Origin of the sequence: Streptomyces sp. NK08204, assembly GCF_020400585.1 — a bacterium.
GTDB lineage: Bacteria > Actinomycetota > Actinomycetes > Streptomycetales > Streptomycetaceae > Streptomyces.
The window spans coordinates 83477-99969 of record NZ_JAINVF010000021.1 but is presented as its reverse complement, the minus strand read 5'-3'; the positions used below and the strand labels follow the sequence as shown (position 1 = coordinate 99969).

Here is a 16493-nt window from a genome sequence, read left to right as displayed (position 1 = left end):
GGCCTCGGCGGGGCGGGCTGCACAGGACCGGGCGAACGCGACAGGAGGTTCCGCCGTGCCCCCGTTCCCGTCTCCGCACCGGGGGGCGGCACACGAGGCACGTGGTGGGGCAGAGACGGTCACGCAGGGAACGGACGGGGGGGTCCGGTGGATCCGCGGCGTGCGCCATGGCGCCATTGCGCCGGGCGGCGGACGATGGCCGTACGGCCCCGTCGTCGCCGGGGCAGTGCCGTCCCGGGCGCTACAGTCGGCCACTACGCACCCGTGGTCCGGCCGGATGATCGAGGTTCGCAGCGTGTCCGTTCTGGTTCTCCTTCTCGCCGTGAGCGCGGCCTGTTGTCTGGGCTTCGGATTCGTGCTCCAGCAGAACGCCGCCCAGCAGGCACCCCTGAGCGACTTCCTCTCGCCCCGGCTGCTGCTGGACCTGATGAAGATGCCGCGCTGGCTGAGCGGCATCGGGCTGATGGTGGCCGGCATGATCCTGGGCGCGGTCGCTCTGGGCAAGGGCGAGATCTCGCTCGTCGAGCCGCTGCTGGCGACGAACCTCCTGTTCGCCTTCGCCCTGTCCCGGCACCAGACCAAACACAAGCTGAGCCACCAGGGCGCGTCGGGCCTCGTGCTGCTCGCGGGCGGGGTGACGGCGTTCATCGTCGCGGGCCAGCCGCACGGCGGCACCGCCGTCACCGATCCGCTGCGCCACTGGCTGATCATCGGCCTCGTGGTCGGCTCGGCACTGCTGCTGACCGCCTACGCCAAGCGCTCGCGCCTGATATGGGCCCCGGTGCTGCTGGGTCTGGCCGCCGGGTTGCTGTACGGCGTGCAGGACGCGCTGACCCGGGTGAGCAGTACCCGCTTCTCCGACGGCGGCTTCGGGGAGCTGTTCACCGGCTGGCATCCCTACGGGGTGCTGGTGCTGGGTGTCACCGGGCTGATCCTGGTGCAGAGCGCGTTCGAGACTGCTCCGCTGCGGATGTCGCTGCCCGCCCTCACCGCGGCCCAGCCGCTGGCGGGCATCCTGTGCGGGGTGGGCTTCCTCGGCGACCGGCTGCGCACCGACACCGGGGCGCTGGCCTGGGAGGCGGCGGGTCTGGCGGCCGTCGTCGCGGGCATCGTGCTGCTCAGCCTGCACCCGGCGATGCCCCGCGGCCAGGCGCAGGAGCAGCCGGCACAGAACCTCCAGCCGCGCTGAGCTGCCCAGGACCGTCGGCCGGCCGGTGCTGCTTGGATGGTCCGTATGAATCCCGCTGAGGAGATCCTCGACATCGTCGACGAGCACGACCGGGTCGTCGGCCAGGCACCGCGCGGCGAGGTGTACGCCAGGGGGCTGCGCCACCGATGCGTGTTCGTGCAGGCCCGGGACGCGGCCGGGCGGCTCTTCGTGCACCGCCGTACGGCCACCAAGCTGGTGTTCCCCTCGCTCTACGACATGTTCGTCGGCGGGGTCGTGGGCGCGGGCGAGTCCTACGACGACGCCGCGCTGCGCGAGGCCGAGGAGGAACTGGGCGTGCACGGGCTGGCCCGGCCGTCCCGCCTGTTCACGTTCCTCTACGACAACGGGGCCGGGCAGAGCTGGTGGTCGGCGGTGTACGAGGTGCGCTGCGAACTGCCGGTGCAGCCGCAGGCGGAGGAGGTCCAGTGGTACGCCTACCTGCCCGAGGAGGAGGTCGAGCGGCGGCTCGGCGAGTGGGAGTGGGTGCCGGACGGGCTCGCGGCGTACGAGCGGCTGCGGGCGTTCCGGGCGGCGCGCTGACCCGCCGGTAGGGTCCTTGACGTGATCGGATTCGTACGGAACCTGCGGCTGTGGTTCGCGCCGGAGCAGGTGCGGGCGGAGGGCGGCACGCCCGACTACCGCTTCTCCCTGGCCAACGAACGCACGTTCCTTGCCTGGCTGCGCACGGCGCTCGCGCTGATCGGCGGCGGATTCGCGGTGGACCAGTTCCTGCCGGACCTGCCCCGGGCGTGGCGGGTCGGGCTGGCCCTCGCGCTGCTCGGCGCCGGGGTGCTGTGCTCCCTGCGCGCGGTGAACCACTGGGTGCGCTGCGAGCGGGCCATGCGGCGCGGCGAGGACCTGCCCGCCTCCCGGTTCCCGGCTCTGCTGGGCGTGGTGGTGGCGGCGGTGGCCGTCGCGATGGTCGTCGTGGTGCTGGCCGGATGGGCGGGGTAGACCCGGCGGGCCGGGACCCCGGGCTGCAGCCGGAGCGCACCCGGCTGGCCTGGCGTCGTACGACCCTGTCCGCGTCCGTGGCGGCCGTGCTCGCGGCCCGGACCGCCCTGCACGCAGGTGTGACGGCCCTTGCCGTCGTCATGGGTGCTCTGTGCGCCGTGCTCTGGCTGGGCTTCCTGTGGGTGGCCCAGCGCCGTATCCACGCCCTCACCGTGCACACCCGGCCGCCGGTGCTGCCGCCCCGGTATGCGACAGCGGCCGTGCTGTGCACGGTGGCGACGGCGGTGTGTGCGGCCGTACTCGTGGTGTAGGCGGTCCTGGTGGTGTTACGCGGGACTCAGTCAGTCCGGCCAGTCGACGGTCACGACGATCTTGCCCCGGGTGCGGCCCTCCTGGTTCACCCGGTGCGCGTCCGCTGTCCGGTCCAGCGGAAAGGTCTGCTGGACGTGCACGGACACGACTCCCTGCTCCGCCAGCTCGGACAGGTGCCGCAGGTCCTCGGCGTCGGGACGGACGAAGCAGTAGCGGCCGCCGTAGCCCACCACGTCCGGATCGGCGATCGACACCAGCCGGCCTTCGGAGGCGAGCAGTTCGGCCGAGATGCTGAGCGCCTCACCGCCGACCGTGTCGAAGACCGCGTCCACGCCCTCCGGCGCGAGCCCGCGCACGCGTTCGGCCAGGCCCTCGCCGTAGGTGACCGGCTCGCCGCCGAGCTGCCGTACGAAGTCGTGGTTGCGCTCGCTCGCCGTGCCGATGACCCGGGCGCCGAGATGGGCGGCGATCTGGACGGCCAGGGAGCCGACGCCGCCGGCCGCCGCGTGCACCAGCACGGTCTGGCCGCGTTCGACCGCCAGCGCCTGGACGAGCACCTGGTAGGCGGTGAGCCCGGCCAGCGGCAGCCCGGCGGCCTCCTCGAAGGACAGGTTGCGCGGCTTGCGGGCGAGGGTGCGCACGGGCGCGGCGACGTACTCGGCGAAGGTGCCCCGGGACAGGAAGTCCTCGCGGACGTACCCGATGACCTCGTCACCGACGGCGAACTCCGGGACCGAGACGCCCGGCTGCACCACCACGCCGCTGACGTCCCAGCCGGGGACGACCGGGAAGACGGCGTCGAGGACGGGGTCGAGATAGCCCTCGCGGCACTTCCAGTCGACCGGGTTGACGGCCGCCGCGCGCACCTTGACCAGCACCTGGTCGGGGCCGACCTTCGGGTCGCGCACCTCGCCGTACTCCAGCACCTCGGGTCCGCCGTAGCGGCTGTAGCTGATGGCCTTCATGCCCTCGACCCTCCGAGGTGCTCGCGGGTCACGCAACCGGGGTGCCCCCACAGGAGGTGGCGGCCTATCGTGGCCCCGATCACGTTCGACGTCCTGTTGCGCCCGCGCACTGGACGGCATACCGACCGGTCGGCATCATGAGTCGGGTTCCGTAACACGTGCCTAGGAGTGATGTGATGAGCGCCGACCACCCGCCCGGACTCGATCTCGACCGGCTGCGCGCCCTGCTCGACCGGGATCGGCCCGGGCTGGTCAACGGACCCCTGACCGGCCGGCTGATCGAGGGCGGACGGTCCAACCTCACCTACCTGCTCTCCGACGGCACCTCGAAGTGGGTCGTACGGCGCCCGCCCCTCGGCCATGTCCTGGCCACCGCGCACGACATGAAGCGCGAGCACCGGGTCATCAGCGCGCTGCACCCGACCGAGGTTCCGGTCCCCCGTCCGGTGCTGCTGTGCGAGGAAGAGGAGGTGCTCGGCGCCCCCTTCTACCTCATGGACTTCGTCGAGGGCACGCCGTACCGCACGGCCGGCCAGCTCGCCGCGATCGGCGCGGAGCGCACCCGGGGCGCGGTGCTGTCCCTGGTCGACACCCTCGTGGAGCTGCACGCGGTGAACCCCGCCGAGGTGAACCTCGCGGACTTCGGGCGGCCCGAGGGCTTCCTGGACCGGCAGCTGCGCCGCTGGGCCAAGCAGCTGGACGCCTCCCGCAACCGCGACCTGGCCGGCATCGACGAGCTGCACTCCGCCCTCGGCCGCGCCCTGCCGGCCTCCCCCGCTCCGACCGTCGTACACGGCGACTACCGCCTCGACAACGTCCTGATCGGCACCGACGACACGATCCGGGCGGTCCTCGACTGGGAGATGTCGACCCTCGGCGACCCGCTGACCGACCTGGGCCTGCTGGTGATGTACAGCACGCCGCTCGGCCTGCCCGGCTCGCCCGTCTCCACGACCGCCGAGGCGCCGGGGCACCCCAGCGCGCAGGAGCTGATCGAGCGGTACGCCACGCGCTCGGGGCGGGACGTCTCCGCCGTCTCCTGGTACACGGCGTTCGCCTGGTTCAAGCTCGCGGTGATCCTGGAGGGCATCCACTACCGCTACACGCAGGGCAAGACGGTCGGGGGCGGCTTCGACCGGATCGGCGAGCTCGTGCCCGTCTTCATCGATCACGGACTGACCACTCTCCAGGAAGGCTGACGGACATGGACTTCGGGTTCGATGCGCGCACCGAGGAACTGCGTGCGAGGCTCCTCGCCTTCATGGACGAGTACGTGTACCCGGCCGAGGCGGTGGCCGTGGAACAGCGGGCCGCCCTGGCGTCCCCGTGGGAGACCCCGGCCGTGGTGGAGGAGCTGAAGGCCGAGGCGCGCCGGCAGGGCCTGTGGAACCTCTTCCTGCCGGACACCGAGTACGGCGCCGGGCTGACCAACCTCCAGTACGCCCCGCTCGCCGAGATCACCGGCCGTTCCCCGCACCTCGCCCCCACCGTGACGAACTGCGCCGCGCCCGACACCGGGAACATGGAGGTGCTGGCGCAGTTCGGCAGCGAGCAGCAGAAGAAGCAGTGGCTGGAGCCGCTGCTGGCCGGCGAGATCCGCTCGGCGTTCGCGATGACCGAGCCGGAGGTGGCCTCCTCCGACGCCACGAACATCACCACCCGCATCCGGCGTGAGGGCGACGAGTACGTCGTCACCGGCCGCAAGTGGTACATCTCCGGGGCGATGAACCCGGACTGCAAGATCTTCATCGTGATGGGCAAGACGGACCCGGACGGCGCCGACATCCGCCGCCAGCAGTCCATGGTCCTCGTCCCGCGTGACACCCCGGGCGTCACCGTGAAGCGCGCGATGCGGGTCTTCGGCTTCGAGGACCACTCCGAGGGCGGCCACGCCGAGGTGGTCTTCGACCAGGTGCGCGTGCCGGTGTCGAATCTGATCGGCGAGGAGGGCGGCGGCTTCGCCATCGCGCAGGCCCGGCTCGGCCCCGGCCGCATCCACCACTGCATGCGGCTGATCGGCATGGCCGAACGGGCGATCGAGCTGATGTGCAGGCGTGCGGTGTCCCGCACCGCCTTCGGCAAGTCGCTGGCCCAGCAGGGCGTCGTCCAGGGGTGGATCGCCGACGCCCGGGTGACGGTGGAGCAGCTGCGGCTGCTGGTGCTGAAGACGGCCTGGCTGATGGACACCGTGGGCAACAAGGGCGCCCACACCGAGATCCAGGCCATCAAGATCGCCACGCCCAGGGCGGTCGTCGGCATCGTCGACCAGGCCGTCCAGCTGCACGGCGCCGGCGGCGTGGGCCAGGACTTCCCGCTGGCCGAGCTGTATGCGGCGGCGCGCTCGCTGAGGCTCGCCGACGGCCCGGACGAGGTGCACCAGCGGTCGCTGGCGCGACGGGAGCTGAAGAAGTACCTGTAGGGGCCCGCAGCAGGCACCCCGGGCCGCGCGGGCACTGACGGTCCGCGCGGTCACCGACGGCCCGTGCGGTCACCGGCGGCCGTGGTCGCCGGCGGTCCGCTACGGGCGCAGTGCCCGCAGGAGCAGGTCGGCCAGGTGGTCGGCGACCTCCTGCGGGCCGAGCGGGCCCTCGGGGCGGTACCAGGTCGACAGGTGGTGGACCGAGCCGAAGTGGTAGTCCACCACCAGGTCGGCGGGGGTCGCCGTGGAGAAGACGCCCTCGCGCTGGCCCTCCTCGATGAGCGCGCGGAAGCGTTCGTGGTAGCGCCGGCGCTCGGCGCGCACCTGCTTGTTCTTCTCCGGGCTCAGGTGGTGCATGGAGCGGAAGAAGATCATCGCGTCGTCGAGGTTCTCGATCGTCGTGACGACGACGTCCGCCGCCGCGTCCCTCAGCCGCTTCTCCACGGGCTCGTCGGCGTTCGCGAAGGTGTCCAGCCGCTCCTGCTGAAGCCGCAGCACGCGCGCGTACACCTCGTGCAACAGGTCGTCCTTGGAGCCGAAGTAGTGGTACAGCGCACCCTTGGTGACGCCGGCCGCCTCCACGATCTCCTGCACAGAGGTGCGGTCGTAGCCCTGCTCGGCGAAGAGGCGAGTGGCCGCGGCCAGCAGCCGCTGCGGGACGGGCGTGCCGTCTCCGTCCGTCGTCCTGGGCACTGCCGCCACCTGCCTTTCCGTGAGGTGTGTCGCGTGAGGTCCGCCGCGTGCGCCATGCCGCGTGAGTTCTGCCGCGTGGGGTTTACGGGAGATCCTGCCACTGACCCGCCCGCGCAGGTCGGGCGGGTGGGCGCGACGGACTCAGCGGGCGGCCTCCCACTTCTGCTGGATGTGGTTCATGTTCGACAGCCAGTGCTCGGGGGCAGTGGCCCGCACCCGGTAGTACTCGGCGACCTCACGGTGCGGAAGGATCAGGAAGCGGTCCTCCTCCATGCCCCGGAGCAGGGCGTCCGCGACGTCCTCCGGCTCGATCGCGGTGGGCCGCAGGACCAGGTCGCCCGCCGTGCCGGTGGCGGCCAGCATGTCGGTGCGCACGCCCTGCGGACAGATCGCGTGGACCTTCACCCCCCGGTGGCGGTACGTCAGCGCCAGCCACTCGGCGAAGGCCAGGGCGCCGTGCTTGGTGGCGCTGTAGGAGGGGGCGCCGATCATGGTGAGGAGCCCGGCGGCCGACACGGTGGAGACGAACCGGCCGCGCCCTCGCTCCAGCCACTCCGGCAGCAGGGCGTGGGCCGCGCGTACGTGTGCCATGACGTTGACGTCCCACGACAGCGCCCAGGACCGCTCGTCGAGGGGCTCTGCGGGACCTGCGTCCTCGAAGGCGACGCCGGCGTTGGCGCAGTAGACGTCCACGGTGCCGCCGAGCGCCTCACGGGCCGCGCCGACGATCGCGGAGGCGTCCCCCGGCACGGCGATCCCGCCGATCTCCTCTGCGACCGCCTTCGCCTTGTCGCCGTCCAGGTCGTTGACGACGACGCGGGCCCCCTCGCCGGCGAACCGGCGGGCCAGCGCGGCCCCGATGCCGCCCCCGGCTCCGGTGACGACCACTCCCGCATCCCGCAGGGCTTCCACCATGGTCTCCTTCGACACGATCCGGCGCGGCGCGCCTCGACTGTACGGCCAGACTAACCAGTCGGTATGTAGGGAGGGAAGGGTTGACACCCCGTCGGCGCGGGGAACTGCGCGAGCAACCGCATTTTGGCCCGCACGCCCGCACCCGGAGGTCGCCCATGCACCTGTCCAGACGGAGCCTTCTCGCATCGGCCACGATGACAGCCCTGCCGGCAGTACCAGCCGCAGCCGGACCCCCGGAGCTGCGAACCGGCTTCGAGCGTCTCTCGGCCGACGGCTACACGCTTCTGTCCGGCCAGAAGGTCGGGATCGTCACCAACCCCACCGGCATCACCCGCGACGTCCGCCACATCGTCGACGTCATGCACCAGGACCCGCGCGTCAGGCTCACGGCGGTGTTCGGCCCCGAGCACGGTTTCCGCGGCACCGCGCAGGCCGGCGGTTCCGAGGGGCGCTACGACGACCCGGCGACCGGACTGCCGGTCTACGACACGTACTCCAAGAGCGGCAAACCGCTCGCCGACGTCTTCACCGCCTCCGGCGTGGACACGGTCGTCTTCGACATCCAGGACGTGGGCGCACGCTTCTACACGTACATCTGGACCCTGTACGACTGCATGGAGGCGGCGCAGCTCGCGGGCAAGCGGTTCGTCGTGCTCGACCGGCCGAACCCCGTGACCGGCCGCTCGGCCCAGGGACCCGTCCTGCACAAGGAGTTCGCCACTTTCGTCGGCCGGCAGCCGATCGCCCAGGCGCACGGGATGACCGTCGCCGAGCTGGCCCGTCTGTTCAACGGGGAGTTCCTGAGCACGCCCGTCCCCCTGGAGACCGTTGTGATGACGGGCTGGAAGCGCACCCGGTTCTACGACGCCTCCGGGCTGCCCTGGGTGCCGCCGAGCCCCAACATGCCCACCCCGGACACGGCGTTGGTGTACTCCGGCACCTGCCTGTTCGAGGGCACCAACCTCTCGGAGGGGCGGGGCACGACCCGGCCCTTCGAACTCCTCGGCGCCGAGGGCATCGACGCACGCTGGGCCGCCACCGCCGACGGGCTCGGGCTGCCTGGCGTGCGGTTCAGGGAGGCGTACTTCACCCCCACCTTCTCGAAGTTCCAGGGCAGGACCGTCGGGGGTGTGCAGGTCCATGTATACGACCGGGCCGCCTACGACCCCGTACGCACCGGGATCGCGCTGCTCGTGACCGCGAAGCAGGTGTGGAGCGGGTTCGCCTGGCGTCCGGACGGCTGGATCGACAAGCTCACCGGTTCCGCCCGGGTACGCACGATGATCGACGCGGGGGCCGGTACGGACGAGGTGGTCGGCGCCTGGCAGGAGGAGCTGGCCGCGTTCCGGCGGATTCGAAAGGAATATCTCCTCTACAGCTGAGCCGGACTGTATGGCCAACCCTGCCCCGCTGCGGGACGATACGCCACAAACGCACCGTTGCGGGGTCGAGGGAGCCTGGCATGGCGGATCCGGGGATGAGTGTGACTCCCTACTGGGAGCTGACCTTCGATGCGGACGGGGACGTGGACGGCCCCGAACGCGACCAGCTGCTGACGCAGGTCACGGACCATGGTGTCCGTGACCTGATCGTCTTCGCGCACGGCTGGAACAACGACCGTTCGGCCGCGACCGCGCTGTACCGCGCCTTCTTCGCGCCGATCCCCGGGCTCGTGCCGAAGGCGCGGCTCGGGTACGTGGGGGTGATCTGGCCGTCGATGCGGTTCTGCGACGAGCCGATCCCCGACTTCCCCAGATCCACGGTGGCCGCAGGGGCGGCTGCGGGGCCGGCGCTGGACGCGGACACCCGGCGGGCCCTGGCGGCGGCCTTCCCGGGCCGGGCCGACGTGCTCGACCAGGTGGCCCGGCTGCTGAGGGAACAGCCGCGTGGCGAGGCGGAGCTGGCCGGGTTCGGGCGGCTGGTGCGGCTGCTGGTCACGCCCGCGGCGGACGGCCCGCACGCGGCGCCGGACACGGCGGACACGGACGGCGAGGGTGAGCCGGCTGTGCTGGGCGGGGACGCGGCGACGGTGTGCGAGGCGTTCGCGCGGACCCTCGCCGGGCTCGGACCCACGGACGGACAGGCCGAGTTCAGGCTGCCGAACCCCTGGGAAGGCGCCAAGGAGCTGTTGCGTCAGGCGACGTACTACACGATGAAGCGGCGCGCGGGAACCGTGGGCGAACGCGGCCTCGGGACGGTCATCGGGCGGTTGGCCGAGGCGGCGCCCGGCGTCCGGGTGCATCTGGTGGGGCACAGCTTCGGCGGACGGCTGGTGTCGTTCGCGCTGCGCGGGCTGCCCGACGGGGTGCGCACGGTGAAGTCCGTGACGCTGCTGCAAGGTGCCTTCTCGCACTACGCGTTCGCGCAGCAGCTGCCGCGCCACCCGGACCGGGCGGGTGCGCTCAAGGACCGGCAGCGGCGGATCGACGGGCCGCTGGTGTGCTGCTACTCGCACTTCGACCAGGCTCTCGGCTCGTTCTATCCGATGGCCTCGCGGATGGCGGACGACGACCGGTCCGTCGCCGGGGAGCTGGTCGGGGAGCTGCTGGGCGCCCGGTGGGGTGCCATGGGGCACGACGGGGTGCAGGCGGTGCCGGGCACCGCCGGGATCGATCTCGCCGCGGCCCTGAACGGCGGGCTGCCCGCATCGGGATGTGTGAACGTCGACGCCTCCACGGTCGTGCGGCGCGGCGGGGCACCGGCCGGGGCGCACAGCGACATCGTGCACCCCGAGCTGGCGCGGGTGGTGCTGGCGGCGGGCCGTATCGCCTGACCCGCCGCCGGCACCGGCGTCCGCACCGGCCGGGATGTCACCGGTGCGAGGTGTACTCCACGACCTGCTGGAAGGTCGGCCGGTTCTGCCAGCTGATCCTGCCGTGCTTGATGCCGCCCAGGGGGCGCTGGACGATCGAGTCGGCGCACCACTGGTCGCCCGCCGAGCACTGGTCGTCGCCCGGGTAGACCTGGGCGGCGGTCAGGCCGGCGGCCTGCTTCAGGGTGCTGATCAGGATGTCCCGGCAGGCGCCGAGGCTGCCGCCACCGCAGTACTTCTGGGCGAGGGCCCCCTTGACGTCCTCACCGACCACGGCCCGGATGTCCTTGTCGACATAGCTCCACCAGCCGTACTGGAAGGCACTTCCGGCGTGTGAGCCGGTGGGGCCGTGTCCGGCGGACGGGGACTCGTCGACGGGCAGGTTGCCGGTGAAGGCGCTGTACAGGTCGCTGCCCAGGCCGGGTTCGAACTCGGCCTTGACCAGCAGCGGCCACCAGGCGTCCAGGATGCGGATCGCGTCGGCGTTCGCGTACGCCTTCGAACCCGCCGAGGTCTCCGTGCGCCGGGCGCCCGCGGTGATCCACGCCTGGAGCTTGTTCACCGCGTCGGCCGCCGTGGGGTCGGTCACCGGCGAGGAGTTGACGACCTTGAGCAGCTTCGGCACCACGTCCTCGGCGCGCAGGTCGGCGAGGGCCGCGTCGGCCATGGCCTGCACCAGCTTGGCACGGGTCACCCCGCCGGCCGCCACCAGCTTCTTCACCCGGTCCTCGAGCAGGTTCCCGCGGTGCACGGAGCCGTCGCCCCAGGACGCGGTCGTGTAGTCCTTTGCCTGCTTGTTGTTCCAGGAGACGTAGTAGTCCTGGTCGATGGAGCCGGGGTGCTCGGCGGGCGCGGTGTAGTCCGCGGTGTTGGTGTCCGGGTCCCAGTTCCGCCACTCGTAGGCGGGCTGTGCCCACACCGGGAACTCGGCGTCGACGCCGTCGGGTCGGACCGGGTTGTCACCGCTGTTGTAGTAGGCGGTGTGCTGGGAGTCGGCGTAGAACCAGTTGAAGGTGTAGTTGATGTGCTGGGTCGCGCTCTGGAAGTCCTCGGGACCCTTGACGTAGCCCGGGTCGTTCAGCATCTGGAAGCCGACGATGGAGTCGGCCTCGTGCAGGTAGGAGGAGCGCAGTGTGGTGTAGGCGACCTTCTTGCCGCCGACGGTCGCGCGGTACTCCACCGGCCCGTACTTCGTGCGCCACACGCGCATCGTGTACGACCCCGCCGGTGTGCTGTCGGCCGTGGTGGGTGACCAGGAGTTCTTCTGCTCGACCTTGTCCATGGCGGTGCAGGTGCCGTGGTACAGGTAGTGGTAGTCGTCCTGGCACAGTTCGACGGCGTAGGTGTCGATGATGTCCTGACCCGAGGTGGTCGCGCTCCAGGAGTAGTCCTGGCCGCGGCCGAGTTCGACGTACATGCTCAGGCCGGCGAAGGAGGCGCCGCGGGCGCTGATGCCGGGGCCCTGGATCTCCTGGAGCAGGAGCAGCTGCGGGGCGAAGTAGCCGGTCTGGGGTCCGAAGACGGCGATGGGGTGGCCACTGGCGGTGTACTTGCCGCTGACGACGAGGGCGTTGGACATGCCGCGCCGGGCGGAGCCGACGGCTGTCCTCGCCGCGGTGGTGGATGTCTTCTGGGCGGTGGTGGTGGCCGCGCTGCCGGTGCGGTCGTAGACGAGCGGTTCCTGGGTGACCGAGCCGGCGTCGGGCAGGGCCTGGCCCTGTGCGGTGGCGGGCTTCGCGCCGTACGGGAAGCTCTCGCCGTCGTGGACGGTGAGGACGGCCTCGGGGTCGTTGCGCTCGCGGAAGGACTCCCAGACCCTGGTGCCCTCCTCGACGCCGTACTTGGACTGGGCGGCGAGCAGGGACAGGGCGTTGTTGACCTCGCCGCCGCCTCCGGAGCCGAACAGGGAGCCGATGACCGAGGCCAGGGCGACCATGTCGGTGACCTTGAAGTGGTCTATGGTGCCGGCGTTGGTGACCGGGTCCTTGTGGCCGGTCAGGTCGTACTCGCCGGGGAAGTACCGGCCGCTGTCGGAGGCGTCGATGTAGGCGTTGATGCCGTCGAGGTAGGCGTTGACGTCCGCGAGGGCCTGCCGGCCACGTGTGCCGTTGGTCGCCACGGCGTGGTCGATCTGCGCCTGGAGGTCGGCCTCGGTGTAGGGCGCGTTGCGGTAGAACTGCTGTTCAAGGCCCTGGTTGGCCGGCGCGCCGCCCGCGAAGGAGGTCAGCTGGCCACGGCCCACGTGCCGGAAGACGTCCATCAGCCACAGCCGGTCCTCGGCCGCCGCGTATCCGGCGCCGAACTCGGTGCCGTACCGGGTGGTGCCGGTGATGTGCGGCACACCGGTCCTCTTGTCGCGGACGATCTTCACGTCACCGCGGCCGGCCGGATCCTCGGTCGAGGCGATCTGGTCGGAGGGGACGCCGAACGAGGCGTCGTTGAAGAAGGTGTTGACGGTCGAGTCGGTCAGGGTCTTGTAGCCGGTGGCCAGGTTGGCGTACGGGCCGAGCTGGTCCTCGGCGTGCGCGGGCTGGGTGCCGAACATCTGGTTGAGCAGGATCTCGGCGAGGGTCGCGTCACCGTTCTCGCCGGGCGGCAGGATGTCCGAACACCCGCCGCCGCAGTAGTCGTTCGAGACGGTGGCCTCGGCGGCCGCCGCCTGGCTGAGCGGGGAGAGCAGTCCGGCGACGAGGACGCATACGGATGCGGTCTTCAGGAACCCGGGGAATCCGCGAGGCGTTCTCAGTCTGTCGAGGGCGATACGTGGGGTTCGCCGTGGCATGGCAGCTCCTAGCGACGGGGGTGGGCAGACGTTACCGCCGGTATCCCCGAGTTGGAAGATGAACAGACGTCAGTTTTTTGGGAGACGACGAGAAGAGATGGAGCCGAACCGCCTGTCGACACGTCTACGGGACGACGTCGCACAAAGCCCGTGCGACGACGCCGAAGTGACCGAAGTACAGGTGCAGGTGCAGGTGTGACGGAGGTGCAAGGCGATGGCCGGTTTCCGGAGTCTGGCGAGACAGGTACGCGATCCGGGCTGTGATCTGGCACTGCGGCGGTACTCGCTGCGCAAGTGCCTCGAGAAGTTCGCCCCCTACGGGCATCGGGCGACCTGGGACCATCTGTGCTCCCGGGCGGGCTTCGGCCCCGAGGACCGCTCCCCCGACCCCGCGCGGCTGGTGGCCGCGCTCCAGGAGTTGGAGGAGGCGCGTACCGTCTGGCTCGCGTACGAGACCGAGTTCACCGAGCGTCGCAGAAGAGAGAAGCACGACGGGCTGCGCCGGCCGGGCAGTGTGGACGACTGGCACCGGCTGACCTGGGGCGGGTTCGGGGTCGCCTGGTGCGACGACCCGCGGGTGCACCCCGACGCACCCCTGGCCGAGGTGCTGCGCCGGCTGATCGCCGCCCTGCGGCGGGAACCGGGCACCTGCTGCCCGGTGTGCGGCGGCGAGCGCCTCACCTGGAAGTACGGGCTGGTCCATGAGCCGTCGTCCGGTCCGGTCTGCACGGACTGCGGGATCCTGGTGCCGCGGCCCGTGCTCACCCCCCAGGCCCTGGCGCAGGCCAGGAGCGAACGGCTGTTGATGTCCGCCTGACCCGTGGCTCGAACCGGGGGTGCGCCGGGGAATGCCGCACCCCCTGGTCAGTGGGGTCCGGCACCGCCGGGACATGGGGCCGATCCGGCCCGGCGGGCGCCATCACGCCACCGACGGCGCGCGCCGTAACGACACGGCAGTCTCTCCGCGCGGGTCTCCGCACCGGCGCTCGGGGCGGTACGGGCACGGGTGCGCGGCTGGTCCGTGCCGCTCGACTTCACCCCGGTCAACCGGTACGAACCGGACGCCGAGGGCGCTGCGGATCCTGGCGGAGCCGGCCGAGCCGGGCCTCGCGAGCGCCGAGGCCACCGTGTACGCCCCGCCGGCCGCCGCCGGTACGGCTCACGGCCGCCCGGTGCCGATCGGACGGCGAGGAGGGCGGCACCTGACCGGCACCGAGGCCGGCCGGGCATCCGGGCCTGGGCCCCGTGCATCGGCCCGGAGGACACCTTGCTCCCGCCGGACGGCCGATCCCCCTGCCCCCGCCCAGTCGGTGCGCGAGGCGCTGACGCCTACCTGCCCTCCACCATGAGCCTCGACCCGGCCTGCCGCTCACCGAACACGTCGTCCGGGTTGGACAGGACACAGGTGTCCAAGGAGAGGCATCCGCAGCCGATGCAGTCCGTCAGATGGTTGCGCAGGCGGTTCAGCTGCTTGATGCGTTCGTCGAGTTCCGTGCGCCACACCTCCGAGAGGCGGGCCCAGTCCTCACGGGTGGGGGTGCGCTCCTCGGGCAGTTGGGCCAGGGCCTCACGGATCGTCGCCAACGGGATCCCGACCCGCTGGGCGGCGCGGACGAAGGCCACCCGGCGCAGGGTGTCACGGCTGTAGCGACGCTGGTTGCCGGAGGTACGGCGGCTGCTGATCAGGCCCTTGGCCTCGTAGAAGTGCAGGGCGGACACGGCGGCACCGCTGCGTGCGGACAACTGGCCGACGGTCAGCTCGTGGATCTTCTCGGGAATCTGGGGCACTCGGCCAAGACTACCGACCGGTCCGGATCGCCGGCCGTTGACATCGCCTCCCGACCCGAGCATGCTAAGCAGTTGCTTAGACAAATGAGACGCGAGTGAGAGGCCGGGCACATGGCGGAACCGAGGACCTTCACCTCCCCCGACGAGCTGAAGGCGGCCGTGGGAGAGCAGCTGGGGTACACGGACTGGCTGGAGGTCGACCAGAAGCGGATCGATCTGTTCGCCGAGGCCACCGGGGACCACCAGTGGATCCACGTGGACCCGGAGAAGGCCGCCGGAGGGCCGTTCGGGACGACGATCGCGCACGGCTACCTCACGCTGTCCCTGCTGCCGATCTTCGGCCCGCAGCTGATCAACGTCGAGGGCGCGAAGATGGGCGTCAACTACGGGACGAACAAGGTCCGTTTCCCCTCCCCCGTCCCGGTCGGCTCCCGGCTGCGCTCCACCGGCACGATCACCGGCGTCGAGGACGTCAAGGGCGGTGTCCAGGTCACCGTCACCTTCACCGTGGAGCGTGAGGGCGGCGACAAGCCGGTCTGCGTCGCGGAGTCGGTGGTCCGGTACTACCTCTGAGCGCGGACCCGGTTCGCGCCCACCATCCGCAGCACGAGGTCGGCGTAGAGCGCGCCGACCTCCTCGGGGGTGCGCGGACCCTCCACGTTGAACCAGCGGGCCACGTCGATGCACAGCGACAGCACGGCGAGGGTGGTGCCGTGCACATCCAGCACGTCGAACTCACCCGAGGCGACACCGTCCTCGATGATCCCGCGCACCTCGGCGTCGACCTGGCGGCGCAGCGCGACGATCTCCGCGCGCGCCTCCGGCCCGAGCGCCTCCAGCTCGTACTGCACGATCCGCGCGGTGGTGCGCCGGCCGGCGTGCCAGCGGACGAAGGAGCTGACGGCGTCGGCCAGCCGCTCGGTGGCGCCGCCCTCGCGCCGCGCGGCGGTGCGCAGGATGTCGAGGGCCTTGTCGTGGCCGATCCGGCTGATCCGGTGGAGCAGCTCTTCCTTGGTCTTGTAGTGGATGTAGAGCGCGGCCGGGCTCATGCCGGCGCGCCCCGCGATGTCCCGGGTCGTCGTCGCGTGGTAGCCGCGCTCGGCGAAGGCCTCCACGGCGGCGACCAGCAGCCGCCGGGCCGCGTCAGGGGTGACCTCGTCCCACGGCTCGGTCTCGCCGCCGGCCGTCTCCTCCGCCGTACTCATCGCTCGCTCGCCCCTCTCGGTCAGAAACACCAGCATACCGCCGAGGGTGAGCGAGCGCTTAGCGTAGCCGTCCGGTGCTGCCCGAGAACCGCCCGCAGCGTCGCGAAGACGGCTCAGAGCTTCTCGAAGGGGTCGTGCTCTGCCAGGAGCCTGTCCAGTCGGGCCTGCTCGACGCGGCTGACGATCTGCCCGGCCTCCTGGCGGTCGCGGACCACCTTGGCGAGCGTGAAGGCGGACGTGACGAGGTAGAGGACGGCGATGGCCAGGAAGGCCCGCACCCATGCGTCGGCGTTCAGCCGGTAGATACCGATGGCGGTGGCGGCCATGGCCACCGAGAAGGACGCGACGGCCTGACCGTAGAAGGCGGCCGTGCCCTGTTGCTTGACGGGTGTCTCACTCATGGGACGAGCATCCGGCGGGGAGGGCCCGCGCCGCATC

The 16493-nt window shown here is 71.5% G+C and carries 17 protein-coding genes; 10 read left to right on the top strand and 7 right to left on the bottom strand.

Annotated elements, in window-relative coordinates:
• Positions 1 to 295: 295 nt before the first annotated feature.
• The 4 genes from K7G59_RS26315 to K7G59_RS26300 are packed head-to-tail and all read left to right on the top strand — an operon-like array spanning position 296 to position 2475.
• Positions 296 to 1189: a DMT family transporter gene (locus K7G59_RS26315; protein WP_225838379.1), complete on the top strand. Its 894-nt coding sequence runs from the start codon at positions 296 to 298 to the stop codon at positions 1187 to 1189.
• Positions 1190 to 1234: 45 nt separating this feature from the next.
• Positions 1235 to 1750: an NUDIX hydrolase gene (locus K7G59_RS26310; RefSeq protein WP_225838377.1), complete on the top strand. Its 516-nt coding sequence runs from the start codon at positions 1235 to 1237 to the stop codon at positions 1748 to 1750.
• A 21-nt stretch (positions 1751 to 1771) separates the two neighbouring features.
• Complete coding sequence (locus tag K7G59_RS26305) at positions 1772 to 2164, top strand: DUF202 domain-containing protein (RefSeq protein ID WP_225838375.1); 393 nt, start codon at positions 1772 to 1774, stop codon at positions 2162 to 2164.
• On the top strand, positions 2152 to 2475 hold the full coding sequence (locus K7G59_RS26300) for a DUF202 domain-containing protein (RefSeq protein ID WP_225838374.1): 324 nt from the start codon (positions 2152 to 2154) through the stop codon (positions 2473 to 2475). The genes K7G59_RS26305 and K7G59_RS26300 overlap by 13 nt, the downstream gene beginning before the upstream one ends.
• Before the next feature lie 30 nt (positions 2476 to 2505).
• On the opposite strand, the gene K7G59_RS26295 is transcribed toward K7G59_RS26300, so the two are convergent.
• The gene (locus tag K7G59_RS26295) at positions 2506 to 3441 is read right to left on the bottom strand and encodes an NADP-dependent oxidoreductase (RefSeq protein ID WP_225838372.1); all 936 of its coding nucleotides are present in this window, start codon (positions 3439 to 3441) and stop codon (positions 2506 to 2508) included.
• Between the two features lie 176 nt (positions 3442 to 3617).
• Between K7G59_RS26295 and K7G59_RS26290 the strand changes: the two genes are divergently transcribed.
• Positions 3618 to 4640, top strand: a complete 1023-nt coding sequence (locus tag K7G59_RS26290; protein ID WP_225838370.1) for a phosphotransferase family protein — start codon at positions 3618 to 3620, stop codon at positions 4638 to 4640.
• 5 nt (positions 4641 to 4645) lie between these two features.
• Complete coding sequence (locus tag K7G59_RS26285; RefSeq protein WP_225838369.1) at positions 4646 to 5860, top strand: acyl-CoA dehydrogenase family protein; 1215 nt, start codon at positions 4646 to 4648, stop codon at positions 5858 to 5860.
• A 99-nt stretch (positions 5861 to 5959) separates the two neighbouring features.
• Here the strand turns inward: K7G59_RS26285 and K7G59_RS26280 are convergent, their stop codons facing one another.
• On the bottom strand, positions 5960 to 6553 hold the full coding sequence (locus K7G59_RS26280; RefSeq protein WP_225838368.1) for a TetR/AcrR family transcriptional regulator: 594 nt from the start codon (positions 6551 to 6553) through the stop codon (positions 5960 to 5962).
• A gap of 141 nt (positions 6554 to 6694) precedes the next feature.
• The gene (locus K7G59_RS26275) at positions 6695 to 7468 is read right to left on the bottom strand and encodes an SDR family oxidoreductase (RefSeq protein WP_225838367.1); all 774 of its coding nucleotides are present in this window, start codon (positions 7466 to 7468) and stop codon (positions 6695 to 6697) included.
• Positions 7469 to 7623: 155 nt separating this feature from the next.
• Between K7G59_RS26275 and K7G59_RS26270 the strand changes: the two genes are divergently transcribed.
• Both K7G59_RS26270 and K7G59_RS26265 read left to right on the top strand, forming a co-directional pair.
• Positions 7624 to 8850, top strand: a complete 1227-nt coding sequence (locus tag K7G59_RS26270; RefSeq protein WP_225838366.1) for an exo-beta-N-acetylmuramidase NamZ domain-containing protein — start codon at positions 7624 to 7626, stop codon at positions 8848 to 8850.
• Between the two features lie 80 nt (positions 8851 to 8930).
• Positions 8931 to 10241, top strand: a complete 1311-nt coding sequence (locus K7G59_RS26265; protein WP_225838365.1) for a serine-threonine protein kinase — start codon at positions 8931 to 8933, stop codon at positions 10239 to 10241.
• Between the two features lie 37 nt (positions 10242 to 10278).
• On the opposite strand, the gene K7G59_RS26260 is transcribed toward K7G59_RS26265, so the two are convergent.
• A complete protein-coding gene (locus K7G59_RS26260) occupies positions 10279 to 13062 on the bottom strand; it encodes a penicillin acylase family protein (protein ID WP_225838364.1) in 2784 nt (927 codons plus the stop codon).
• A gap of 214 nt (positions 13063 to 13276) precedes the next feature.
• Here K7G59_RS26260 and K7G59_RS26255 point away from each other — a divergent pair, with 214 nt between their 5' ends.
• Positions 13277 to 13879 (top strand): hypothetical protein, encoded by a 603-nt coding sequence (locus tag K7G59_RS26255; RefSeq protein ID WP_225838363.1) that lies wholly within the window; start codon positions 13277 to 13279, stop codon positions 13877 to 13879.
• Positions 13880 to 14391: 512 nt separating this feature from the next.
• Here the strand turns inward: K7G59_RS26255 and soxR are convergent.
• On the bottom strand, positions 14392 to 14850 hold the full coding sequence (soxR, locus tag K7G59_RS26250; protein ID WP_225838362.1) for a redox-sensitive transcriptional activator SoxR: 459 nt from the start codon (positions 14848 to 14850) through the stop codon (positions 14392 to 14394).
• A 111-nt stretch (positions 14851 to 14961) separates the two neighbouring features.
• Here soxR and K7G59_RS26245 point away from each other — a divergent pair, with 111 nt between their 5' ends.
• Entirely contained in the window at positions 14962 to 15423 is a 462-nt protein-coding gene (locus K7G59_RS26245) for a MaoC family dehydratase (RefSeq protein ID WP_225838361.1), read from the top strand.
• Here K7G59_RS26245 and K7G59_RS26240 read toward each other — a convergent pair.
• Both K7G59_RS26240 and K7G59_RS26235 read right to left on the bottom strand, forming a co-directional pair.
• A complete protein-coding gene (locus K7G59_RS26240) occupies positions 15414 to 16055 on the bottom strand; it encodes a TetR/AcrR family transcriptional regulator (RefSeq protein ID WP_225838454.1) in 642 nt (213 codons plus the stop codon). The two genes, K7G59_RS26245 and K7G59_RS26240, sit on opposite strands and share 10 nt — an antisense overlap.
• 113 nt (positions 16056 to 16168) lie before the next feature.
• A complete protein-coding gene (locus tag K7G59_RS26235; RefSeq protein ID WP_225838359.1) occupies positions 16169 to 16456 on the bottom strand; it encodes a YiaA/YiaB family inner membrane protein in 288 nt (95 codons plus the stop codon).
• Between the last annotated feature and the right edge of the window lie 37 nt (positions 16457 to 16493).

Coding starts and splice junctions, on each gene's coding strand:
- K7G59_RS26310 (WP_225838377.1), top strand. CDS start 1,235: ATGAATCCCGCTGAGGAGATCCTCGACATCGTCGACGAGCACGACCGG.
- K7G59_RS26300 (WP_225838374.1), top strand. CDS start 2,152: ATGGGCGGGGTAGACCCGGCGGGCCGGGACCCCGGGCTGCAGCCGGAG.
- K7G59_RS26295 (WP_225838372.1), bottom strand. CDS start 3,441: ATGAAGGCCATCAGCTACAGCCGCTACGGCGGACCCGAGGTGCTGGAG.
- K7G59_RS26290 (WP_225838370.1), top strand. CDS start 3,618: ATGAGCGCCGACCACCCGCCCGGACTCGATCTCGACCGGCTGCGCGCC.
- K7G59_RS26285 (WP_225838369.1), top strand. CDS start 4,646: ATGGACTTCGGGTTCGATGCGCGCACCGAGGAACTGCGTGCGAGGCTC.
- K7G59_RS26275 (WP_225838367.1), bottom strand. CDS start 7,468: ATGGTGGAAGCCCTGCGGGATGCGGGAGTGGTCGTCACCGGAGCCGGG.
- K7G59_RS26270 (WP_225838366.1), top strand. CDS start 7,624: ATGCACCTGTCCAGACGGAGCCTTCTCGCATCGGCCACGATGACAGCC.
- K7G59_RS26265 (WP_225838365.1), top strand. CDS start 8,931: ATGGCGGATCCGGGGATGAGTGTGACTCCCTACTGGGAGCTGACCTTC.
- K7G59_RS26260 (WP_225838364.1), bottom strand. CDS start 13,062: ATGCCACGGCGAACCCCACGTATCGCCCTCGACAGACTGAGAACGCCT.
- K7G59_RS26255 (WP_225838363.1), top strand. CDS start 13,277: ATGGCCGGTTTCCGGAGTCTGGCGAGACAGGTACGCGATCCGGGCTGT.
- K7G59_RS26245 (WP_225838361.1), top strand. CDS start 14,962: ATGGCGGAACCGAGGACCTTCACCTCCCCCGACGAGCTGAAGGCGGCC.
- K7G59_RS26240 (WP_225838454.1), bottom strand. CDS start 16,055: ATGAGTACGGCGGAGGAGACGGCCGGCGGCGAGACCGAGCCGTGGGAC.
- K7G59_RS26235 (WP_225838359.1), bottom strand. CDS start 16,456: ATGAGTGAGACACCCGTCAAGCAACAGGGCACGGCCGCCTTCTACGGT.